Source organism: Nocardia sp. NPDC051990, assembly GCF_040680755.1.
Classification (GTDB): domain Bacteria; phylum Actinomycetota; class Actinomycetes; order Mycobacteriales; family Mycobacteriaceae; genus Nocardia.
In genome coordinates this window covers 85144-112141 of record NZ_JBFAXH010000003.1, presented here as the reverse complement: position 1 = coordinate 112141, position 26998 = coordinate 85144, and the positions used below count along the sequence as shown (strand labels likewise).

Below are 26998 nucleotides of genomic sequence, written 5' to 3'. Positions count from 1 at the left end.
ATGGGGTACTGGACTATTCCGCCTGAGCTTGCCTGGCTCGAATGGGTAGCGGGTTCCGAGATCACACACGTCGACCCCGACGATCTCGTGGTGATCTCCGCCGCGTTGCGCGAAATCGGCGACGAGATACTCCGCGAAGCAATCGGCGAAGCGGATTCCGCTGCCAGCTCGGTGGTCAACGCCTACCCGCAGGGCGACGGCGGGGCGAAAATGACCGCGGCCCTGCGGTCGATGATTCACAACGACACCCCGGCGGGTAAAGAACCCGACCACGGTTCGATCGAGCTGATGGGCAACTCGTACAAGGAATTGGGCGACGCGGTCGATTCCTTTGCGGGGGAAGTACATTCGAACCACCTCAACGCCATCTTCTCGCTCGGCTGGCTGGCGGCCGAACTGGCCTGGGCACTACTCGGTAGCGGGCCCGCCGCGCCCTTTCTCGAGGCCGGGGCGATCGCCGCGACGCGGCTCGCCTTCCGGACCTTGGGTGAGCGGCTGGCGTCTCGGATCGCCGGCATGCTCGCTCGGCGGGGTCTTTCCGATGCCGCACGCCGGGCCATTGCCAAGGTCGTCTACGAAATCGTTCAGGAAGCGGCGGTAGAGGTCTTCCAGGGCACGGTCCAGGAAGTTGCCGTGCAGGGCATTGTCATCTCCGAGGGCCTCCAGGACGGGTGGCGGATCGGCCAGATCGGGGAGAACGCCTGGGTTTCGGCGTTGGCCGGTGGTGTGGGCGGCGCCGCCGGGCAGGGGTTCAACAATCTGTTGCCGCGCGGCCTGCAGGGTGGCGGGTGGCGCGGGGCCGTCGGTGGTGGCCTGGTCGGTATCGGCGCCGGCCTGGCGGGCGCGACGGCCGCGGCCCTGGCCACCTGGCAGTGGGATCCACGGGCCTTCACCGGTGGCGGGCTTTCCGGTGCGGGGCCGAGCGCCGCGCACGGATATCGGAACCGGGCGCAATACGGCGGCGGGCCGATGAATTTCAACAACCAGACGCCGTCACGCGTCGGTACGCAGCCTGCGGCCGGACCCAATGTGCCGGGACCAACCACCGACGGGACCGCGCCGACCACCGCGCCGGCGGACAGCAACAGCACTGGGACCAACGGCGCGGGTACGAATGGTGCCGGGACCAATGGTGCTGGCAACAACGGTGGCGCAACCAATGGTGCTGGCAACAATGGTGGCGCAACCAATGGTGCTGGCAACAATGGTGGCGCAACCAATGGTGCTGGTACGAACGGCAGTTCCGCGACCGGAGCCAATGGAAACGGAAGTTCCGGCACTCCGACAAGTGCCGCTGGCGCATCGGGTGCGACCACAACCACTGGAGCAGATACCGATACGGCGCCCGCCGCTTCCAGCAACGGCGCCGCCAACTCCGGCGCCAACGCCGCTCCCGCCCCCGGCACGCCCGGCGGACCGGTGGCGAACAACTCCGATTCCCACGCAGCCGATTCGGGTGCGAGCAACAACGGTTCGAGTAGTAATGGTGCGCCGACAAGTGCTGGGCCGGGTCAGAGCAGTCCGGCTCATGGCGCAGATGCGTCGGCAGCGAGCACGGACGGATCGCCGACCGCGACTCCGGTCGGCGACAACGGGTCCGGTGCGAACCTCAGTGGTACCGACAGCAATACGACGACTTCGGCATCGAATACGTCGAACGGCGGCGACCCGGCGCAATCCACGTCGTCGTCGACGACCTCGACATCCAGTCCGGTGAGCCAAGTGGGTACCGGTTCGGCTTCCCTCACAGCACCGGCAGGTATGTCTGCTCCGCAGGCCGGGGCCGCGCCGTCCGCCGCATCGTCGGCGGCAAACGCAGCGCCCACGTCTCCCGGATCATCGAGTTCGGCGACGCCGAGCGCATCGAGTTCTACCGCGACGCCGAGTTCCATGGCGAACCCCAATGCTGCCGCGACTACGAACTCCGCGGCGAATTCCAGCACCCCGACGAATCCGAACGCGGCGCGGGCGGCGACACCGACTTCCGACGGGACCGCCAGGCATACCGCAGGACCCGATGCGTCGCGTTCCGCATCGGACACCGCGACACCCGAATCGAGCACCGCGACACCACAGGTCGGCCGCGCCGGTGCGCTGGACCCGGTCGCTGCGGGGCAGCCGAACGCCGCACCGCAGGGCGCTGTGCAAGCTGGTACCGCGGATACCGCAGTGCCGCAAGCGAGTTCAGTCGACTCGGATGCTGACGCGGACAGCGCACGCGTACCGGCCGAACCCGATGCGCAGCTAAGACCCGAAGACGGCCTACTGCCCCCGCCCCCGCCCCCGCCCCCGCCTCCGCCCGCCGATTCGGGCCGCCCGCCCGCGAACAGTCGAACGAATAGCGACTCGGACTCCGATAGCACGACCGGTCCGGATACCGATACCGACGAGAATGCCGCGCCCAAATCCGCTCGGGTGTTGCCTGAGGACAACAGCACGGCGACTCTGGAGGAGCGAGCCCGTGCCGAAACTCTGCTGCCCGGTATCGATCCCGACGCACCGGACCTGAGCGCGGCGAATTTGTTGCACGGCATCGCCGACAGCGACACCGCGGTCCACGATGCGAAGCAGTTGGCGAGCAAGAACGCCGAGTGGTGGGCGAGGTTGGGTGACGCTGACGCCGACAGGGCGCTGCTGATCCGCGTTTATCCCAAGGTGATCGGTAATGCTCCCGGTATCGACGCCGCCTCGGCTGATGCCGCGAACCGGCGGCAGATGGTCCTCGAGCTCACCGATCTGGTCTCCCGTGGCGACCTGGACGCCGCTCGGATACAACAACTGAGAAACTTGGTGAAGGCATCCGTCGCGCTGGAGGAGGCGCGGGCGGTGGGCGACAAAGTGCCCAGGTCGACCAGGCAGAAGGTGGCGGAAGACCTCGCCGACGTGCTGTCGCACGGTGATTTGAACGCCGCTGAGAAACAGCGGCTACAGAATCTGATGCGCACAGTTCTGGCATTGCAGAAGGCGCAGGCCGCGGCGGCGGCGATCGACCCCGATATGCCGGTGCGGGTGATCGCCTACGATTCCACCGCCTTCGATGGCAGCGGCAGTGCGGCAATCGCGTTCGGCAACCCGGATACCGCGACCCAGGTGGCCTGGCATGTGCCGGGTAAGAACGGCACGCTGGCCAATGTCAACGACGCACTCACGGTGACGCTGAACCAGCACCGTGCCACGTTGCCACGGCTGCGCGCCGGCGAATCGGCCGCATCGATCGCCTGGCTCGGCTATGACGCCCCGACCACCCGCCGTGGCGCATTCTTCACCGGCCATGCCCGCGCCGGAGCTGAACTGCTGCTGCGCGACCTCGCGGCCTTCAACGCGGCGCGGGAAGCGACGGGCGAGCGGCCGTCGAACAAGATCATCGCCCACGGTTACGGCGTCGACGTAGCCGAAAACGCAGGTGACATGGGCCGTCTGTCCGGCCTCGCCGACGATATCGTGCTGACCGGGGAGGGTGAGCCCTTTGTGAAGAAGGGCCATTACGGCGACGACGTGCGCGTACACGTCCGCGACGACGACACCGGCCTGTACCGCCAATGGAACGCCCCCGAACAATCCGGACCAAAGCCGCCCGAGGGCGTCCCGATCGACACCATGTACCGGATCGCGGACATCGCAGCCGACCGCGCCGGCGCCACCCCCCACCGCGCCCCGGATAGCACTCCTGCGGATCCGGATGCAGCCCTTGCGGATCCGGATGCTGCGCCTGCGGACCCGGATACCGCCCTCGCGGATCGGGATGCAGCCCCTGCGGACCCGAATACCACTCCTGCGGACCCGAATGCAGCCCCCGCGGACCCCGATGCTTCCCCTTTCGACCCGGATTCGCAACGTCCTCCGCTGCGCGAGAACGGCTGTTCCGAGCAGGCGTTGTGGGTGGCCAAGCAGCGGACCGGCAATCCGGAGATGACGTTGCCCGAAGAGGGCACTGTCGGCACGGACGGTATGGACTGGCGTGCGCTGGAACGGCATGCGGGTGCTCAGTTGACGCCGATCGTCGGCAATCGCACGCGGTCGGCGCATCAGATGATCGCGGATGCGCTGGAGTTCATGGGCGGCAGGTCGACGGTGATCGTCGTCGATCAGCAGCACGGGGTGTTCGAGGAGAACGAGGTCGGGGCGCATGCCTACGTCATGTACTTCGACGCCGCGACCAATAAGGTCATGGTCGACGATCCGCGGCGCAATCCCAACGGCCCGTTCGAATTCGACCCGGACAACACGCCGGACGTCAAGCGCACCTGGGGCATTGTCTACGACGCGAATGGCACCGCGACGCGTCCACTCGCGGCCGGCAGCGGCGTGCAGAGCGACGATCTCGATTCCCATATGCCGTCCCGCGTCGGTGAGAGCGATCCGGTCGATCCGATGCGCGAATTGCAGCGCTACCTCGATGATCCGCGAAATTCCACGCAGTCCGGGCAGGATCCGTTGTCGCCGGGGGAGCGCGACTACGTCAACGCCCTGTCCGACCCACTCGGACTGGGTGATTCGTTGCCCGGTACCGCAGATCCGCTGCATACTCTGGCCGATCTCGCGCACACCGCCTGGGTGCGCGGCTTCCTGGACACTTCGCCGGACGGCCGTGCGGCGCAGTACCCGCGCTTCCCGAACGACCTCGGGCCGCTGAACCTAGACGAACGTTTCCCCGGCGAACGCTACTGGCGCTATCCCTCGGATCCCGCCGACGCCGATTTCGTGCGCCAGCGCGACGACGTCGAGAATGATCCGTCGGTCGATACGAACACCCCACCGCCGCCGCTGCCGCGTTCCGCGCCGGAGGCGATCGCCGGTCCGCCGCGGACCGTTACCTCCAGCGCTCCGGATAGTCGTGCGCCGCAAGCGTTGTCGCCGCAGGCGGAGCAGGCGCGGTTGCTGCGGCAGCTCGGCCTGTCCGCCGATCAGGTGAGCAGCCGGACCGCGCTGGCCGAAACCGTTGCCGAGCAGCGGTACCGGACGCTGTTGCGCGCGGGCGCGATCGAAGCGCTCGCGCAGACGATCCAGCGTCAGGCGAGCGCGACCGATCCGGAGCAACGCGCCGAGATCGCCGCGGTCGGTGACCACTGGGCCGGTCTGCTCCGGCTCCCGGCGGGTGATCTGGCCGAATCCCAGGTCGAGACGACGATCGCCCGATTGCGGGCCGAAACCCTGGCCCGCGCGACGGCGATCACCGATCTGGCCGACGCGGCACAGGCGGTCATGGCCGTTACGACCGGACCGACCGGTCAATCGGCGGAAGGTGAGTCCCGCCGCTACACGATCACTGTTGGCGGCCAACGGATTCCGGTGCTGCTCGTCGCCGATGGCAACGGCGGCTGGCGGGTCGAACCGGCCCGTCCGCTGGCCCCGCCGAGCCTGCCGGACCGGCAGACGTCGGACCCGGCGCAACCGGATTCCCGGATGCGCAAGCTGCTGCGGCAGTTGCGGTACATGTTCGGCCATCATGGCGACGGACGGCCGATCCGGTACGCGCTGGGTTCCGGAAACAACACCGACTTCTACAACTCCGATGTCGCCTCGATCCAGATGGCCACCGGCCATTCGGGTGACCATGTCACCGGTTTGGACTGGGACCCGGCATTCTTCCTGCTCCAAGCGAAGAAATTGTGGTCCGGCCGCGAGGCTTTCATCGCGATGATCCGCGGCGACTACGCGGCGAGCCCACGCATCGGCTCGCCGGAGTCGCCCGAACTGCCGCCGCCCGCCGAGCGTGACGGCATCCCGAACGCACTCGTGCCGTCGGTCGACGATACGACCGTGCATCCGCCCGAGGATGCCGACCTCGCCGCGCAGGCATGGGTGCTCGGCGACGCGATAGATCAGCGCAACGCCGCCGGTGTGGCGTTGTACCAGATGGCCGACCAGCTGAATCTGCCGTTGCCGGATCTGAGTCCGGACGCGGTCGCGCGGGCGGTGGACGAGGCGGCGTACCGCCCGCTGCGGCAGGCGGCCGCGGCCACGGCATTCGCGGACGCCGTCCAGAACTTCACCGTCGAGAACGGCAACCTTCGCTTCATCTCCACCGATATGCGCAACGCCAACCCGCTGGAGCGTTTCGCCAATGAGATGAACATCGCGCAGGGCGGACGGCCGATCTCCTCGGAACCGAGTGGCGTCCAGAACAATCCGACCCGGATGCGGTTCAACTACGACCTGGAGAGCCGGAGTCCGAGCGCTGAGGCACTGCGGATCGCCTACAACGCGCTGCGACGTCAGCAGATCCTGATGCAGCTCGGATCCTGGACGACCGCGATCGACGTCGATCCGATCCAGCCGCAACCGCGGGAAGTCGCACAGCGACTGGCCGAATTGCAGGACGCCGCGCGGGAAATGGCCAGCAAGGCAGCCGAATTCGCGGAACTGGCGGCGAAGTACCAAGAGGCGGACAATCGTTTCGCCGACCTCGCCGATGAGATGGCGGCGGCGGCCGGACACAAGTGGATCACCGATGCGGGCGGTGCGCTCCTGGCGCCCGGCATCGGATTGCTGGACGGCGACCGGCTGGTCGTGATCGACGACGGCGGCGGCCACGATCGCCTGTTGGCCGACGCACTCGCCGATCCGCGCAATGCCGATATCGCGGAGCTGCTCACCCGCGGCGAACTGGAACTCGAGTACCGATTCGCCTGGGCTGACCCCCGCAACGGAAACCTGCACGTCGCGGCCATCGATGCACCCGAGGTTCGGCACTTCTCCGATGACGTCGACGGCCGCAGGCTGTCCGTCACGGTGGTCAGGGACGGTGACGGCCCCTGGCGAGTGATCCCCACCGAGACCACCGCCGCACCGCAGCCGGACAACCGGATCGACGTACCGGATGCGGACGCGTTGTCGACCGCCGATCTGGTGGCGCTGGTCGAGGATGCCGCCGTCCGGCTGGATGTGCCGATCGCCGACCTGGCGCCGGATCAACTCCGGTCCACCCTCGACCGGTTGATCGCCGCCAACAACCTGCGCGCGGTGCGGATCGAGGCACTCGCCGATATCGCCCGCACCCATTTCGATATCGATCGCTTCACCAAGTTCGAACAGGCACTGGCCGATGCCACAGTGTCCAGGGACGAATTGCGCGGCAGGCCCCAAGAGGCCATCGACGAGTTGAAGCAGCAGCACCCCGGGCGGGCAGCGAAACTCGACAAGCTGGCGGGCCTGCTGCGACAGGACCCGGATCTGCTCGATTTCGATCCGCATGTCTACGACGAACAGGGGCGGATGCGCCCACGCGGCCTGCCGATGCACCATGCGGATGCCCGCGCCCGAGTAGACAGCGTCGTCGGCGACGCCGTCGCCTTCCTCGACGCAGCGCGGGCACATACCCCGTCGGGGTCCGAACCACCCGCGCCGAACCGTGACTGGGTGCGCCTGCTCGGCGTCGACCTGGAGAACGCGTCCCCGCGCGAGTCGGAAGCCATCTACAAGGCCCTCAAGGCGGGCACGCTCGCCGATCTGGCGCTGCGTACTCCCGAGCAGATCGCCGAGATTCAGGAGGATCTGCGCGGCGAGGTGCGGCAGGCGGTGGCCGATATCGCGGCTCTGGAAGCGCTCGCCGATCGCTACTTCCACATACCCAGTGGCGGTCAGCTGCTCAACCACTGTCTGCCGGAGTCCTTCGCCGACCTGAACGGACACCAGGGACCGGTCGTCACACGCATCCCCGTGGATCCCGACCGCATCGCGGGCGTTCCGTGGGCCGAGGCGCGACCGCACTTCGGTGCCGCGAAACCCGGACTGTTCCGGACGGATTCGGACGGAACCGGTCACGCGCACCTCGTGACCGGTCTGCGCACGCAGGGACCGAACAGCACGGCCTGGGTGCTCGATCAACGCACGACCACCGACCAATTCGGGGTCGGTGCGCACTCCTACACGGTGCACTACCTCGGCGGCGACATCTTCGTCGTCAGCGGTCAGCGCGTCACCTTCGACGGCATCGACGAACAGGGCCGGGAATGGCTCGTGACCGATGCGGGCGATCGCGTGGCGCTGGCCGAATTGACCGGCGGCACCAGGCAAGAGACCGCGAATTCGTGGGCCGTCGTGTACCAGGACGGCGTGCATATCCAGGATTTCGGCGATGTATCCGCCCCGCCCGCGGACGATCTGCGCATCGGTCAGGATCCGCCCGGTGTGCAGCGGTCGAACGACCCACTGCACCAAGTGCATCGGTTCTTCGCCGAGACGCCCGAATTGCGGGCTGAGTCCAAACCGGATCCGCTGACACCGGCCGAGCGCACGCAGGTCGCGGCATTGTCGGAGGCGCTTGGCCTCGGGGAAACCCTTGCCGGACTGCCTGATCCGCATTCGGCACTGCTGGATATGGCGCAGATGGCGTTGGCCCGGCGGTTCCTCGACGCGTCACCGGACGGGTTGGCGGATCAGCACATGCTGTTCCCGCCGCATTTCGAACCGTTGACGATCAACGAGCGATTCCTGGGGGAGCGGTACTGGCGTTATCCGTCGGATCCGAGCGATGCTGACTTCATCGCGCAACGTGACGCGCTGGAGAACGAGTTGCGCTGGCGCGGTGGCTCGCCGGACGCGCAAGTGCCGACACCGATCCCGGCGGCGCATCCGCAGGCGATCGCCGCACGCATACCGGTACCGGATACCAGTGCGGCTACCCCGCGCCCCACCTCGATCACCGAGGTCCAGCGGACGCTGCTGCGGCAGTTGGGGCTGACCGCTGATCAAGTCAGCACTCCGGCCGCGCTCGCGGAAACGGTTGCGTTGCAGCGGTATCGGATCTTGTTGCGGGCGGGCGCGGTCGAGGCGCTCGATACGGCCATCGGGCGGCTCGCGGCGGCGGTCGATCCGGAGCAGCGCACCGAGATCGCGGCGGTCGGCGATACCTGGGCGACGCTGCTGGAGGTGCCCCCGGCTGATCTGCAGACCGGGCGGACGGCCGAAACGATCGCGCGATTGCGGGCCGAGACCGTGACGGCCGCCAGGGCGGTTGCCGATCTGGCCGATGTCACCCAGCTGATGCAGCGGCCCGCACCCGGCCCCGGCGCGGCGCGGCGGGCCGATCTGGTGCTCGACGGTGAGCGGGTGCCGGTGCGATTGGTGCCGGATCAGCGCGGCGGCTGGCGGGTCGAGCCCGCCGAGCGGCTGGTGGCGCCGGAGGTGGCGTCGAACGCGGTCGCGACCACGCCGGATAAGCAGCCCTCGCTGTACCAGCGGATCAAGAACCGGATGTTCCAGCGGGATGTGCCGAACCCGGTGCATCCGCCGTCGCAGTGGGTGACGGAGGGCCAAGAGACCACGCTGCACGGTATCGGCCATCTCGTCGGCAGCGATTTCCTGTTGCATTTCGAAGGCAATCCCGCGGTGACAGCACGGGAAGTAGTGAATCTGTGGCGCAACCGGCAGAAGTTCTGGAACTACCTGCGCGGCAAATTCACCGCCACGCCGGTCGAGGCGCCGACGGATCGCCAGGGCAGGCCGTACCAGCCCTGGAAGCAGGACGCGGACCCGGCGGCGTTGCGCGAGTTCGAGGCCGAATTGGACCGCCTCGGCCTGAAGGACCGGTTCATGCCACAGTTGGGGACGACGCCATCGCCGCAGGCGCCACCGGTCACGCCTGCTACGCCCGGGATCGACAACGAACTCGCCCCGCCGGTACCGCCGGCGCAATCGCATGAACCCGATCCGCAGGTCCGCGAAGAGCTGGACAACTGGGGCCGGGAGGTCGAGCACGCCGCGCAGGAGCGCGAGACGCAGGCCCAGGCGCTGCTCGCACTGGTCGGCCCACTGGGGATCGAATTGCCGGATCTGAGCCCGGATTCGGTGCGCGCGGCCATCGACCAGGCCAGGTACCTGCTGCTGCGCCAAGCGATGTCGGTCGAACGGTTGGCGGATGCGCTGCGCCGCTTCGATGTCGAGAACGATCGCATTCCGTTCATCACCGAAACCGATCTGTCGCATCTGCTTCCGGCCGCCGTCGTCAACCGGCCGAGTCCGATGGAGCGGTTCGAGCGCGAGGTCGCCGCCGCGCTCCGCCAGGGCAGGCCCGGCGGCACCCTGCACTGGGGCGGGGTCAACAACAATATGCAGGGCGGCCGGATGTGGTGGGATCTGTCCCGCCGCAACACCCCAGAGGGTCGCCAGTTCTTCGAGGACGCGCTGCGGCGGCACCAATTGCTGACCGAAGTCGATCACCTGACCCATCTGCTCGGTGTCGATCGCGAGGCGTTGATCGCGGATCGATCCGGCTTGGCGGATCTGCGCGGCCGAGTCGACGACCTGAACCGGGCTGTCACCGAGATCGAGCAGCAGGCAAACCGGTACCTCGATGCGGACACCGAATTCGGTGACCACATCGAGGTAATGGCCGATATCGCGGGCGGCGAGTGGATCCGGGCGCAGGACGGCGTGTTGCTCGACCCGGACAACGCCCCTGGTATCGGCCTCGTCGGTGACCCGATGCGGCTGGTTGTCGTCGACAACAACCTCGAACACGACACCGTGCTGGCGAACGCGCTCGCCGATCCACGCAACGCGGATCTGGTCCGACTGCTCAACGCGGGCGGGCTGCAGGTCGAATACCGGGTCGCGTGGCCGCAAGCGGTGGCGGTTCTCGACGCTGCGGGCCAAGAAATCGGCCGTACCTGGGAAGTCGCCACCGCGACGGTGGAATCCCCCCAGGTGCGGCACTTCTCGGGCGACTACGACGGGCGCGGCCTGATGGTCACCGCGGTGCGCTACGGCGATGGAGCCTGGCAAATCGTCCCCGGGCCGTCGACCACTACGCCTGCCGTTACATCGCGACCGGAAATAGACCTCGGCACCATGACGCGCGACGAGGTCGAAGCCGCGATCACCGAACTCGTAGGTCGACTGCCGGTCGGTCGTGCGGATCTCACACCGGGACAACTGGATTCGACAATCGAACGACTGCACTTCGAGAATCGGGCGCGGGCGGCGCATATCGAAGCGCTGGCCGACTACGCGCGGATCATGCTCGACCTGGACGAGTACCACAAGTTGCAGACCACGCTGGACAAACTCGGTGTGGACCGCAACGCTCTGCGCGCCGATCCGGCGCAGACGCTGGACCAGCTGAAGGCCGATAAACCCAAGCAGGCCAAGGCGATCGACGCACTCGCGCGCCGACTTCGTGACAACCCGCAACTGCTTGATTGGGATCCACGGGTCGCCGACGAGATCGCGGGAATCCCACACACTGACGCCCCGGCGCAGGTGGCGGCACTCGTCAATGACACCGGTCAGCTCCTCGCCGAACTGCGCGACCACGGGCTCAACCCGCCCGCCGTCCCGAATATGCCTGCGCCGAACCATGATTGGGTCCAGGTGCACGGCGTCGACCTCGACAGTTTGACGGCCAAGCAGTATCTGGCGGCGTTCGGCAAGTTCAAGACGGACAAGCTCGAAGCCTTGATGGTGCGCACGCCCGAGCAGCTGCTCGCGATCCATGAGCAACTCCGGGCCGAAGTACGGCGGACCGCTGCCGAGATCGAGGCATTGGCCGCGTTGGCCGAGCATTACACCACCGCGATCGATCCGGGCGGTCTGTCGGCGATCAACACCTGTGTCGCCGATTCGCTGAGCCGCGTTCTGGCCGATCAGGGCGACGTGGCCGATGTCCCGGTGCCTCGGCCCGGACAGCTGTCCGGTGTGGCGTGGAACGAGGTCCAAGCGCTACTGCACGGAGCCAGGCCGGAAGGTTTCGACAACAGTCGGGCACGTGGCCACGCCGATCTGATCGAAGCCCTGATGAACAAGGGGCGCGCGGGTGCGATCGCGTGGGTGCTGGATCAGCGCGCGACCGTCGACCAGCACGGCGTCGGCGCGCACTCGTACACGGTGAAGTATCTGGGCGGCAATCGGTTCGAGGTCGATGGGCGGCCGGTGACGTTCGACGGGAGGGACGCCTCGGGACTGGAGTGGTTCAGCACGCCCGATGGCGCCCGGATGGCACTGGCGGAACTGACCGGTGGTTCCCGAACCGAGACGGTGAACACGCATGCGGTGGTCTGGCGCAATGGTCAGGTCATCGAAAACGTCGGCGACCGCACCGCCGTGCTGCCCGATGACAATGTCCGGATCGGTCGAACTCCGGATGAGAACGCCCCGGTCCCCGCGCACCGGCAGCCCCCGGCCAACGCCCCGCCCGCGGTGGCCCGGTTGCGGGCGCAGATGGCGGACGCGCTGGCCGTGGAAGCGGCCGCGCGCGCTGAGATCACGCAGCTGGACGCCCAAGCACAAGAGGCCCGCCGGGACGGATTGCACGAGCAGGCATTGCGTCTCGAGGAGCAGGCCGAACAGCGCGCCGTCGAGGCGGGTGCCGCGCGGGATGCGGCGGAGGCGGCGCGTTCCGACGCTGTCGCGGCCCGTGCGACGGCGATCACCGACGCTGAACAGTACGCCCGGTCCCGGATCGCCGACCTGCGCGCGCAGCTGGCCGAACAGCTCGGCGATAACGAGATCGCGCAGTTCCGTAGCGACCTCGAACTCATCGACAACCTCGATGGCGCCTTCGCGCTGCGTGATCGGGTCGAGGTCGCCCAGCAAGCCTTCCAAACCCTGGAAGCGCAGATCGAGCGCGGCCGGGCGGCCATCCAGGCGCTGCGCGAGGGTATACGGGACCTGGAGGCGGAACCCGTTGACACGGTGGAGTCTTCGCGGGCCAAGCAGGCCGACCTCCGAACGGCCCGCGCGAAGCTGCGCGAGGCCCTGCGCACCATCAGTGAGCTGGAGGCGACACACGCCGCGCTGAGCCGGAAGCTGCCGCCCGGTGATCTGATCGAGCTGCGTGCCGCGTTGACCACGGAGATCGTTGCGGCGAGTCGTGCGCGCGATGCGGTGGCCGATGTTTTCCGAGTCGGTGATGTCGATCAGTTGAGCCCGCGCTATTCGGGGCCGGTGGAGCCGGGTGTGCAGCGGGTGCGCAACCTGCGTGATATCGATGGTCAGCTGAAAATGGCTGAGGCTGAACTGGATCGACTCGCTGAGCGGCGTGCCGCGCTGGCTGCTCTTGACGATCTCGGGTTGTTGCCGGTCTCCGATCGTGTTGGTGTTCGTCCGGCGGCGCAGCCATCGGTGAGTTTTCCTGATGCGCGGTTGGTGGTTGTTGGTACCGATACCGATGTCAATGGGTATCGGCAGGCTCTGCATGCGGTGCTGCCGCCGAATACGGATCTGAATTTGGTGTTGGGGCTTGCGAAGTCGGACAAGGTTCCGTTGCGGGTCGAGTTCCATCGGGTGGAGGTGGATGGGCAGGGTCGTTTCCACCGGTTGCATCTGTTGCCGTCCACGGATGCGGAGCTCACGCGGCGTAGTGGTTCTTGGGAGCCGGGCAAGCATGCGCGTAAGTGGGAGAAGACCCGTTGGACCGACCCGCAGCCACCGTTCCTGCTGAAGTTCTCCGCGGTGCCGAGCTTCGACAAGATGCTGGCGGGGTTGCACGATTTCGAGAACGGTGAAGTTCCGGCGTTCCTCTTTCCGCAGAACATGCCGTTCGCGCCGACGATCTACAGCGTTCCCGAGGGGGTCAATGCTTGGACTTCCGCGGTGGGGCTCGATGTGTTTCAGGCGCGCATCATGGTGATCGGGATTTTGGAGCGGTTGCCGAATCATCCGTGGATGAAGAGCCTGCTGCACAATCGTCCGTGGATCGGTCGCGCGATCCTCAATGCCACGCGATGGTTGCCTGCCAACACTTCACACGGCAAGTCGGTGCAGTTACCGTTGTCCGCTGATTTCGCCTCTCGGCATCCGAGGTTGGCATGGGCTCTCGGTGATCTCGCCGCGTGGGTTCCCGCTGTCCGGGACGGCAGGTGGATCCATTTGGTGCCGATGGTGCGTGGCACCCGCACGCATGCGTGGTTCGCCGATTCCCAACCTGATCCGCAGCCGCTGCATCGCGCTGATCTGAACAGGCCGCCGATGCACGCGGAGATGCTGCGTTTGGACGGCACCGTGCTCCGGCCCTACACCGGGGAGAGCGTCGAGATCCCGGAAGCGCTCGTTGAGCGCTGGCGGGCCAATGACGAAGCCCGCGAGGCTGTTCGGCAGCAGACCGCAGCCGATTACGCCCGGTTCGAGCACAACCGGCTGCACGAGGGCGACAGCTTCATCGACCGGATCGTGGACCGGGCCGAAGCCGATCCGGACCGCTACTCCGGCGGAGATCCGAAGCATTGGGTGCGCAACAAGCAGGGCGTATGGGTGCACGACCCCAGCGGTGCGACCCTGGCGAAGCACTCCGACGGGTCGACCTGGTTGCGCGATCACGACGGCGCCGTACGTTCGAGCGAGGAGATCGCTCGGACGCTACGCCGGGTACGCGACTACCTGCTGCGCAATACCGAACTCAACCAGGTCGCCGACGTGGCCGCGCTGTGGAACCGTTTGATCGACGGTAAACCCGTGCGCGAGGACATCATCGGTGTCGAAGCCGCCCTCGCCGAGATCCGTTATCTGGCAATGAATCCCGGACATACCGGGCAGCAGGCCCATGAGGCGGCGAAGAAGGCGGGCTACGACTGGGACGCCAACCGCCCGCATCTGCCCGGCAAGCGCACCCTGTGGCAGCGGTTGACCGGCCGCCGCGCCGACCCGCTCGGATTCACCGCTGAACTGGACCCGCAAATCAACAATCCGGCGCACACCCGCCGCTTCGGTACGACGCTCTACTACGGCAGGCAGGGCTTCGATCAGGTGCGCGCCCAGATCCGCGCGATCATGGGCGGCTGGCCGGAATCCAAGATCGCCGAGGCGCAAGCGCAGGTCACCGACCTTGCCACCCGCGCAACCCAGTCCTACCGGGGCGATCACGACTTGGCCCGTGGCGGCGTGCACGTAGCGGCGCGAGTCACCGGTAACCCCCGTTTCCAGACCCTGCAAGTGTCCGTTGAAGCAGGCGGCGACGGTTCCTTCACGCCCACCCATTACACCCTCGATGAGCACGACAACAACTGCGTCGTAGTGGCCGCCCAATTCATCAACGCCCGCCAAGGCGACGTCACCTGGGCCGATATGCTCGAACCCGGCCTGGCGGGCGTGCGCTTCGGTGACCTCGTCCCCGAACTGCGCGGCGCCCCGATCCAAGGCTTCGGCACCGACGAGACCGCCAGCGCCCATGCCCGCCTCGTCCGCGGCCTGATCCAAGCCGGACCGGGCACCACCGCCTTCGTCATCGAACAACGCGGCGCCCCCGACCGCCACGGCGCCATCGGCCACGCCGTAGAACTGACCTACCTCGCCCGAAACCCCGACGGCACCCACACCTTCTCCCTCAACAACGAGACCGTCACGCTCGCCGAGTTCGACGGAAATGGCCGCGAGTGGTTCGTAGCCCCCGCCGCCCGCCCCGCCACCCCCGCAGTGGCCGCAATCGAAGGCCGCCCCACCACCACCCTGGTGTCCCTTGCCGACCTCACCGGCGGCACCCGAGCCGACACCGTTGCCCTGTGGGCGGCGGTATGGCACGACGGCCGAGCCATCGTCATCGAAGGCGGCGACGTCGACGCATCGATGCCGGACGCGGACGCCCACATCGGCCAGAACACCCGGAATGACCCTGAGCAGCCATCTTTCCCATCGCCTGCGGCAGTAGGGCAACCGGCTCCGTTGACGCAGCTCGCGGTGAGTGAGATCCGCAACCGGATCGCGCCGTCGCAGACCACGTTCACCGCGGGCGCGACCGATGCGCTGGTGCTGTCGGTCGGACGCTCCGACAGCCAACTGCGGCCCGGTGAGGTGCTTGACGCTGACGATCGGGTGGGACGTGACCGGGTGAGTAGCGTGCCCGATGCCCGTGATCGGGTCGAGCGGTGGCTGGCCGAACTCGGCTGGGGTGATGTCGATCAACGTGATTCGGTGAAGTTGGCCGCATCGGAGCTGGTTGCCAACGCGCTCGAGCACAGCACCGAAGAGGTCGCGGTGCTGGTTCGGGTCATCAGCGAGCCGGGCTCGCGGGTGGTGTTGCTGGCGGTGCTGGATAACAATCCGGCGCAGCCGACCCTTCCGGTCGCGCGGGCGGAAGCCGCGGCCGAACCGGCTGGGGAAAGGTTGCAGGGCGCCGACCTCGACGCGTTCCTGGGTACCTTCGACGAGGAAGCCGACGTCCCAGTTCCCGATCCGGCAGCGGTCGAACCTGATTCGGAAGTGCTGACCGGCGATGCTCTCGATTCATTCCTCGATGGCTTCGACGAGGACGCCGACGTCTCAGTCCCCGATCCGGCAGCGGTCGAACCTGATTCGGAAGTGCTGACCGGCGATGCTCTCGATTCATTCCTCGATGGCTTCGACGAGGAAGCCGACGTCTCAGTCCCCGATCCGGCAGCGGTCGAGCCTGATTCGGAAGTGCTGACCGGCGATGCTCTCGATTCATCCCTCGATGGCCTCGACAAGGATGCCGCAATCGTGCTTCCCGATCCGGACGCGAACGCGGCGAAACCGGCGACGAAGGGCACTCGGGGGCGCGGGCTCAAAATAGTCGCCGAGCTGAGCGATGGCTTGGGCATCGTGGGGATGGATGGCGCCGCGGGCAAGGCGGTGTGGGCGGTCTTCGTCGACAACGGCAGCGCCACCGAGGACGTCGCGCCCGCCGCGGTCTCGGAATCCGGTGCGGCCGAAGCCGATCCGCATCCGGTCAACACCCGCGTCGAGGATTCGCTCGGTGGCGACGTCACCGCGCTGACGCCCGACCAGGACGCCTACATCGGCCAGGCCACACCGGAGATGCCCGCATCCGGACTCCCCAGAGGGATGCGGCGGCTACTTGCCGACATCGACGACGCTGCCAGAACTCCGGAGTTGGCCGAACGTGCCAAGAGCTTCGTCCTCGACCGTTACCACGATTACCGGCAGCAGAGGTCGCAGACCCAGTATCGAGACTTCCTGAATACCAAGGCAGCCGACCTGATGGCGCAAGGTATTCCGGCATCCGATGCCGAATCGACGGCACGGCAGTTGACCGATGAGTTCATCGCGGGTGAGCGCGCACAACGGGGAAGCAACCATGCCGCGGCGGAGCGTACGGCCAACTGGGTGGACAAGGTCCGGGTGCGCGCACAACGAGCGGGCGGTAATTTCGTCGACCGGTTGGTCCGGATCAGCCTTGCGGAGCAGGGAATCCCCTCCGATATCGACCCGGCACTGCCTGCCGAACGACGGGTCGTCATCGACCGGGTGGATGCCCTGCTCGAGCGGTTGGGCGAAACCCAGAACCGGTTGGATGAACTGCTGTCGGTCAAGCCGGAGTTGCGCGATAGCGGGGCAGGCCATTGGCAGACGGTCCTCGATTCGATGCGTTCCGAACTGGCCGAGTTGGCCGGAGACCACTTCGAGGGCAGGACCGCGATCGGAAAACCGATTACCGCTGCGGTCAAAGTCGGCTTCCTGAAGGGCTATGACGTTGGCGTGCGCGGCCTCCTCGGGGAAATCGCAATGGCCGCGCGATTGGACAATGTGCAGGCCGTCGGACTGCTCGTCGACGCTGATCTACCAGGGCAGAGCAGGTTCGACGGCGAGGTCGATATCGTCACCGACGGCGGCGCGACCTGGCATGAGGTGAAAACCCGTGAGCGCGCAGTGCAGCATGATCGGGGCATCCGGCCGGATACCGAAGCTCAGGTTCGCAAGCAGCTGCACATTGCGTATCTGAACCGCGCGTATTGGGTGGATGGGCGGCCGCCGAAGATCGTCTGGCATTTTCCGGACGGCGTAGCGCCGACGGAGAAGGCCCAGATGGAAGCCATTCGGATCGAGGACGAGTTCGGCCTGGTCATCCACGACCACCGTGTCGAGGTCGTCGACCACGCCGATACCGCGATATCTAGTTCCTCGAAATCCGCCGCACGCCAGCAGATTCCGCCGCTGCCGGAATTCGGATTGCCGGAAGGCATGCACCACATCCTGGCTCGGATCGATACCGCCGCCGGTGATCGTGAATTCGCGGGCCGAGTCGAGGCCGCCGTGCTCGAGCGGTACCGAGAATTCCGGCAGGAGCATGCGGAGCGGGCCCATCGGGAATTCGTGAAGTACAAGACAGCTGATCTGCTGGCCAAAGGTACACCGGAAGATCGGATAGCAGCGGCAGCCCGGCAGTTCGCCGACGAGAACCTCGTCAGCAATCGCACGGCGGTACGAATCGGTCATGACGCCGCGGCACGGACCAAGCAGTGGGTCGAGAAGGAGCTCACCCAGTTCTTCGCCGAGCCCGCGGCTTCGCACTCGGATCCGGCGGGCACGATCGATATCGGTGAGCTGCCGAAGGGGCTGCGCAAAGTATTGGCGCAGATCGCGAACGCCAGTGATCCCGCCGTCGCGGAGCAAGCCGAAGCTATTGTCCTGCAGCGTTATCGGGAATACTTGGAAACGCCGACGGCGAGTGTGCGCCGGGACGCTCTTGCCGCGAAAGTGGAAGAATTCTCCCGGCTCGGCATGCCGACCGTCGACGCCGAGCGCTTGGCGCGGTCAGAGGTCGACGCCTTCCTGCGTACCAAGGCCGCGCGTAAAGCGATAGATGGTGTCGCCGCGAACAACACCGTCCAATGGGTGGCCAAGGCGCAGCGCAGCGCCGACCGTGCGGGTGTGGATCTGGTCGACCATCTCGCCCGGTTGTACCGAGACGCGAGCATGGCGGATTCGCCAACCCCGCCGCAGGACGCACCGGGATACCGGCCGAAGTCGGCCGAATCCGCGAACCCGGGTACCTCCCGAACCGGGATCGCAGGCGTTACCGACGGCTCGCACCAACGGTCGGAGTCCGAGGCTCCGACGAACCGCGGACGCCCCACCGGTTCGGCAACCGCGAACCCGAATCCGTCGGGCCGCTTCGATCCGGGCATGCTCACCGCGCACAGCCGCGATGCCGCGGGTGCGGGGGACGCGTTTCGGCGACCAGGTACGCAGGGTAAACCGTTGCAACCCAACGCCGATCACGAGATCGATCCGCAGGGCCACGGCACGGATGCGGCCGCACGTGCGGAACTGGCAGCGGTGCTGAATGTGGATCCGGACCTGCTGCGGAACCCGGGACTGCTGCGGCAAGCGGTCAGCGTGGTGCAGGAGCAGTTGCGCAGGCTGGACGACGCCGGATGGCAGCGGGCGGTGACGGGTGGACGGTTGCCGGGCATCGGCGAGTGGATCGGACGCCGGATGTCCTGGGACACCGCGACACAGCATTTGCAGAGCGATTTCCTGGAAGCCGACGACCAGGATGTCGACGTAACCGCGGAGTTGCGCCGTCGCCAGGCAGAGTTGGCGGATCAGCACCGGAAGCTCGAACGCGATCTGGCTCGGCTGCTCTCGGTACCGGAGCTGGGTCCGCCGCCGGACTGGGCGCCCGCCGACCCGATGTCCGAACTGCGCCGCGCCGCCGCCGAGACGGGTTCGCCCGAGCTGGCGCGCCTGGCCGACTTGTCCCGCAGTGCACTTGCCGCGACCGAGCCGAAACAGGCTGTGCCACCGCCGGATCAGCTGGCGGCGGCCCGTCGGATGCGCGACGAGCTCGCCGAGCTGGTGCCGGACCTGACGTCGGTGGATCTGGAGCCGGACGCAGCGCGACTGCTCGAACTACGGACCGAACGCGACCAGGCCGCAGCCGAATTGTCCGCTCGCTTGGACGACCTCGCTGTTCAGCTCGAGCTGCCACGCGCGGAACTCGAAACGGCGCTGCAGGAAGGCGACCTGTACGGCGTTCCCGGCGTCGACGCGGACACGCTCGAGTTGTCCGACAAGTGGGTGACGCTGGATGGAGTCGTCGGTGCCGCCGACAGGTATAACGCTCTGGTCGCCGCGGCTCCCACCGACACCGGTGTGCACAGCACCACGATCGATTCGACCATCGCCGAGCCACCGGGCCGACCCGATCCGGGCCATGGTCGGCTGAACGACGATGTGCAGCTGACTGATCCGGTGTCGACGGAACCATCCGAGGGTGGGCAGCGGCTGAGTCCCGACCAGATTCGGTTACCTGGGCTTTCTGAAACTGTCCTTGCGTGGAAGAGCCCGAACTACGAGTTCGAGGGCGCCCTGGATGCCATCGCCCGCACCGCGATCGAGGCGGCTGGCGGACGCGCGCTGACCGATCGGGTCGGCCTGGTGGAAGACGTTGCGCCGCGCGTACTCGTCGCGGACTGGGAGGGTGCTGATCATGATGCGGCATTGACCGCCGCGCTGGATCAGTTCCCGGAGCTGGCAGCCGCACTCACCCGGCCCGGCGCCCGGATCCAGTACCTGTCCGGCCGCGTCGATCCCTACGACAACATCCTGCTGTCGGACATCGACTCGCCGGAACTGACCTCCGCCGCCATCGAATCCGGTCCTTGGCAAGGGATCGAGCTGACCTATTGGCAAGACACCGAGGGCTACTGGTGCCCGGTACCGCAAAACGTCCCGCTCGATCGAATTCCGCCCGCACGCACCGGAAGCGACCTGAGTTCGAGTCATCCACTGCGCGCGGACTATCGAGGCGAAAACGATGAGAGCCTCCCGATCTTCCGCCGGGTCAACTACATGTCCGAGGCGGAACGCGAGGCGGCTCGGGTATTCGTGGGGCCGGACGGCCGCCTCTACCGCGCCGTCGACGGCACCCCGTTCCATGCCGCCCGTACGAACGGGAACCGCGCGCAAGCGGGCTGGGCGATGTTCGTCATGGACAGCAGCGCCAACCTCTACGCAGATACCAGCGAAATCCCTGGTATCTTGCACCACTCTTCGTTCCTTGCCGGTGCGCCGGTCAGTGCGGCCGGATCGCTGAAGGTCCAGCACGGCCGAATGGTCGCCATGGATGACCGGAACGGACACCACTGGGCGAACGCCGAATCCAACGACCACGGTTTGCGACAGCTTCGTGCCCAGGGCTTGGTACCGGCGGACGGATTCCAGCAATACGACCACAACATCCGGGTCCGCGAATCGACACTGCCCGAACCCGAAGCTGGTCAGGAGACCGACGCGGCCGACGCGCGGATCAGCGATGACCTCGACTCGCCAGAGCCGACTGCCGAACAACAGCCGGATCGAACCACCGAAGACTGCGTGCTGCAGAACATGCGGACCGCCGCCGCGGCCGGTCTCGATGTCACCGTGCCCCGAGCGGCGAATTTGGCGGGCCGGTCGCCGATCGAGGTGGAGGAGCAGTACGCGGGCGGACGCATGCGGCAGGCCGGTTCCCGTGCCGAGATCGCCGCCCGGTTCGCGAATCCCGATGATCCGGCGACGGCGATGCTCGTTTTCGAGGAGTACTCCGTCGGCGCACTGGATGTCGCGCACATGACGCTGATGATGGTCCGTGACGACGTCGTCATGGTGAGCGATCCGAATGTGGACAACGGCGCGTGGCGTCCGTACCGCTCGGGCAGTGAGACCCCCGGGGTCCGCAAGATTTCCGGTATCGCCTTCGGCGCGAACGGAAAACCGTTGCTGCCGAGTGCGTCTCATCCCTCGGATCTGAGTGCGCACCCCGAGACCGCGATCACCCACATCGACGACAACGAGCCACCGGGGCCGTTCGAGGAGGAACGCACTCAACGCGTGCGACTGCGGCCCATCGAGCCCGACCCACTGCTTGGGGAGCCGGTCTTCGGCCGGTTGGACGACGAAACCCATCCGGTGTGGGAGTTGCTCGCTCGCACTGCAGTGGGACAAGAGGCCATCGAGGTACTGCGCAGGACGGGCGCCTTGGTGCGCATCGGCGATATGGCCGACTTCTTCGATGCCCGCACGCTGCGGATCGCGGTGAGTACCGAGGGGCGTGGCCTGCTGGCGGTGGCCGATGCGGTGGTGGCGCACGCGGCGCGGGTCGAGGCCGTTTCGGAGGGTCTCGTGGAGGCGCTGCCGGTCCGGGTCCGCGACACCGACCGCGGCGCGTATGTCGATTCGTGGATGCGCGTGGAAGCCACCGCACTGGGTCGGCGCGCCGAATTCGACCGTCAGGTGCAGCAGGCCGGGTTCGCTCGCACCGATCTAACCGGTGCTGATGAAATCGATGCCGTCCACCGGCAGGCGCTGATCAGCCGGTATCTCGACGCCTACGACGCCGCGGTCGCGGTGAACAAGGGGCCGGTTGGCGAACAGTCGCACCGCATCGCCCGCGCGGCGGCTGTCGAGGCACTGGCCACCAGTGAATTGTTCGATCCGCCTGTTGATCCGAACACCGCTGGCGAAACCGGACTGCGGGCGGCGTACAGCCAGGAGTGGGTCAACCGGCAGAGTTTGGCTCCCTCGGTAGTCCTTTCGGCGGAGCAGGCACAGGAGCGGATGCGGCTGATGCACGACACCGCAGTCGCCCAGCAACGGGTCCGCGCCCTCGAATCCACCTGGGACCAGGTCTATCAGCAGCTCCGGAAGCTGAACTACCGGCTGCCCGACCCAGCCATGATCGGTCGGAAGGCGGCGCTGAGGGCAGTCTTCAATGCCACTGCCTCCGTGCTCGGCTCGGGTGTGCGCACGCAGCACCAGGTCGGGGCGCTGGTCGAGGTGACCGAACGGCTGCGGCAGGCCGAGTTGGACCAGGGGCGTGCCAACGACGCGGTCGCCGTACATGCCGGTCATCCGCCGACGCAGGCCCGGCCCACCGCCATCGAGCCGGTGGCGACCCACGGTTTCGACCTGCCGTCGGTGGCAGACGTTGCGGCCGAGGACTTCCGACGGTCCTCCTACGAGCTGGCGAACACCGAGGCAGGTCGGTGGGCAGCGCAGACGTTGGAGCGGCTCGGCGTGCGAGTGCGGTTCGGCTTCGACGAACGGCAGGTCGGCTACCATCCGGGCACCAATATCGTGGTGCTCCTCTTCAACGCACCCCGTAGCTACGGAATCGATCCCTACGCGGGGCAATTGGTCAGTGCGGCCTATCTGGCCGAACAGGCCGCGACCCGATCCTGCGACCCCCTGGTGCTGCCGCACGCCGACTATGTGGACGCGGTGCTGTCCCAACAGGCCGAGTCCGTCGCTCGCCGCTTGCATCACATTCAGGAGCTGGACCGCTCGTTCGGGCTGACCAGCGACCCGCTGCAGCGCGCCTACCACCAGGCTTACGAGCAGGCGCAGCACGCACTGAAGAATCTGTACCGGATCGAATCCGAATACGAGATCTTCCGCAACGAAGCCTCGGTGCCGAAGTCGGTCATCCATGCCGTGTCCTACCGGGCGGCGCTGCGGGCGGTGCGGGCGGAGCTCGAACAGCAGAGTAGGGCCGCGGTGGCGTCGGATTGGGATCGCGCCCACGGCATCCCTGAAGTGACGGTCGCCCCCGTGGTCGTTGACCCCGTTGCTGAGAGTGCCCCGGCCCGCCCCCAGGCCACCGAGTCAGTACTGGAATCCCGTGCCGATGACTACGCGCTCGAGATCGAGCAGTTGCGCATGCTCCGACAAGCCGGTCGGTTCGTGCCGGTGAGCCCGGCCGAACGCGTCTATCTCGAGGCCGGTGGCGAGACCTCCCGTGCCGCAGGTCGCGACGCGCTCCTCGACTACCTGCGCGAGGTCGGGCTGGAGCAGGCTGAGACCGCGCTCGATGTCGCCCTGCACGCCGGGGACAATCTGAACTCGAAGCTGCCATGGAGCACCGACATCGGAGCCGAGCAGGACACACCGGATCCGGCAACACAATCCGTCGACAGTGCGGTGGCCCGGCCCGCCCTCGACACGATGCTCAACCGGACCGAGGGCGATCGGCGCTCGAGCGCGGCAACGACCGGCGATCCCCGGCTCGCGTCCGCCCCGGTAACGGCGGACGCCGAAATCCCGTCTCAGCGGCTCGACGGCTCAACGGATTCCACCGGAACAGTAGAAGACACAGTGCCCCCGCCGGATTCGTCCAGCGAAGACTGCGTTCTGCGGACCATGCGTATCGCCGACGAAAATGGCCTGGACGTCGACATCCCAGCCGCACCAAAGCTTTCGGGGCGCACCCCCACCGAGGTGGAGGAGGAATACGCCGGCGGCCGCATGCGCCGGGCCGAATCGCGCGACGAGATCGCCCAGCGCCTGATGGATCCCGCCGACCCGGCGACGGCGATGCTGGTGGTCGAGGAATACTCGATCGGCGCGATGGACGTGGCACACCTGTCGATGATGCGGCTGCGCGACGGCGTCGTGATGGTCAGCGATCCCAACATCGAGGACGGCGCGTGGCATCCGCACCTGCCGGGCAGCGAAACGGCGGGGATCCGGAAGATCTCCTCGATCGCCTACGACACCAACGGTCAACCGCTCCTCCCGAGCCGCGAACATGCCGCTGACCCTGCCGCGCATCCGGGCCAGCTCATCACCCACGTAGAGGGCAACCCCGACTCCGGCGAAGGCCCCGAACACGTCGACGCGTCCGAACCCGCGCCGCCGAACCAGCCGGATCCGCCTGCCGAAACAGTGCAGGGCGTCGGCGAATTCCATGGCTCCGCTCGCGATGCCGCCGAGCAGACGCTGACTCGCGAGCTGGCGTTGAACCTGACCGAGGGTGTGCTGCGATTGGTCATGCCCGCGCAGACCAGCTGGCATCGCGACGGCCACTTCCTGCTGCCCGACGGACGCTCGGTACACCTCGGCGTCGCCGAGCTGCCAGGCAATGCGTTCGGCGGCTTCGCGTTGCGCGCGGACGGCAACTTCGATCTCACCCTGGCACCGGGGCTGCGCAACCGGGACATCCCACGGGCGATCGCGCATCTGTTGACCCGGCTCCGTCAGGTAACCGATCCGAATTTCCGGCATCCGGGTGGTCGGTTCGCGGAACTGAAAGCTCTTGCCGGGCAGCTGGATCAGGCGGTCTTCGATCCGGGCCGCGCCAAGCTGGTTCCCGATGTCCGGCAAGACCTGTTCGCATTGCTCGACGATCTGGGCATGATCAGCGATCCGATCGGCGACGCCGCCGAGCAACTGGCCGCGTTCGATCCGGAACTGTCGCGCCGGATCGGCCTGGATGACGCGTTCGCCAATAGGCCCACATTCGACAAGGCGCTGACCGATTCGGCCTTCGACGCCGCCGCATTGGCCCACCTCGACGCCCTGGCCCAGGCGCTGACCGGACCTTATGCCGGCGACGTGTTGATGGCCGAGGCGCTCTCCCTCAATGCCCGGATGCGAGAAGAGCACTGCCGCCGCATGTTCGAGCCCATGTTCGCCGACAAGAACGCGGGAGCGGTGCGCAAGCAGTTGGTGGGCGACCAGGAACAACACCTGCTCACCAATGACGACCTGATGGCTGAACTGAGCCCACTGCGGGCGGCCTTCAACGACCCGTTGCCGCACGGACCTTCCCGGTTCGCGGCCTTGGACGCGGCCATCACGCAGGTCGCGAACTCGCCCGGCATTCCGCGACAACTGCGCGAAGCCATCGACTTCGAGCAGATGCGGATGGCGGCTCGAGTCTTCTGCGAGATGCCCGATCGCTCGGGCGGGGTGCTGGACCGGACCACCGGACAGGTCACCTTCGACTTCCTGCCCGCCCACGACCGTGGCACGACGATGTCGCTGCTGGAGTTCTTCCACGCCGTCGACCGCGCCAACCGCGGTGCCGCCGAGTACGGGTTGAATGTCGAATACGTCGTCGTCATCTACGACGAGTCCGGTGGGCGTTCGACAGTGGACATCCTGTCCCGGCCACGGCCGCATTACCGGATGCCTGCGGCGAACAACCACCCCGTGCTGTTCGTGCCGCGCCCCTCGGTGCCCGCGGCGGCGGCAGGCGGTCACACCGTCGATGTCGGGGTCGGCCGCGGCGGATTCGCCGTGGAAATGACTCCGGAACAGGATCGTTCGGGCGGCGGCCTGGTGCTGCAAACCGAACTGTCGAGTGACTACACCGATGCCGGGCAGCGCCGTCGCCCGCTCGGCATCCTGGACCCCGGCCCGCTCACCCAGCCGGGTTCGCTCATGGTGTGGGCGGATCTGTTGACCGCCGGTGACGTACTCGACGTCGGCGGTAACGGCGGCGTTGCCCGCTTCTACATCAACAATGTCAGCGCCCACTTCGGCGACGCCGAATACGACGCGATGGCCAGGACCCTGCCGCGCACCCTGGCGCCCGGCGGCCGCCTGGAAATCCAGTGGGATATGAAGTCCGAACTCGTCGAGGGCGGCGAACCCGGCGATCGAGGCCACATTCAGGGCGACAAGCTGGTCTTGGCGATCAATCGTGTGTTGCCGCCCTCGTTGGCCGCGGCCTTCAGCGTGCTCGAGCACACCGTGTTCCCGCATCCCGGCAGTGCCGAATACGTCTTCACCATCGATGCGGGTGCGAGCAACGTACTCAATCCGCAGGCGATGGCTAGGTATTCGCCGCCCGCCCCCACCGACCGTATGGTGATCGTGTACGAACCACCCGGCATGCGGCCGAGCGGTGCGCGGACCGACCCCGAGGACGGTGCACGGTAATGGCGGAGATCGAAGAGGTCCGGCAATGGCTGGACCGCGCGGCCGAATTCCTGCGCGGCCAACTGCACTGGTTCGGCGGTCAGATCGCCCCTGGCGCGGTACCGCACGTCGCCATCCCCGCGCACCCTTCCCGCGTCGACAACACCGATCCCGGCCGCTACCGCTTCGAGGCCGTGGCGAACCTGACCTGGCGCGACGATCCGACCGCGGTCCACCGCGCGGCCCACGTCCTGAGAACCACAGGGTGGACCGTCGACATGCACCGTGATCCGGACTTCCCCACGGTAGTGACCGTCGTCGGCATCAAGGACGGCTACCGCATGCAGGCCCGCACCGAAGAGGGCTACGGCGGCATCGTCCTACTCGGCGAAACCCCCGATGTCGTTCTCTACGAAGACGATCCACTGCCCACCCCACCCCCCGCCGTCACCCCCGAAACCCTGAGTCCCGGCGCACTCCTGTGCTACGAATGCGACGGCCTCGGCCACTGCCCGGTCTGCAAAGGCCGCGGCTGGACCAAGGGCGGCAGCACCGGCCGCATCCGCTGCCGCGAATGCCTCGGTTCCAAGGTCTGCCCGGTCTGCGGCGGTGCGGGGGAGGTAGCCGTCACCGACCTCACTGAGGAGGCCCGCGCCCACTACCCGGACCTGGGTTGAAC

Annotated in this window: 2 protein-coding genes; both read left to right on the top strand. The window is 67.3% G+C overall.

All coding sequences use genetic code 11. The annotated features are described in order from the left end of the window. Window positions 1–26340, top strand: coding sequence for an alpha/beta hydrolase (locus AB0L63_RS07110; protein WP_364495914.1), 26340 nt, complete (start codon window positions 1–3; stop codon window positions 26338–26340). Continuing rightward, the gene (locus AB0L63_RS07105) at window positions 26340–26996 is read left to right on the top strand and encodes a hypothetical protein (protein WP_364495912.1); all 657 of its coding nucleotides are present in this window, start codon (window positions 26340–26342) and stop codon (window positions 26994–26996) included. Before AB0L63_RS07110 ends, AB0L63_RS07105 begins: the two co-directional genes overlap by 1 nt. Window positions 26997–26998 lie beyond the last annotated feature (2 nt).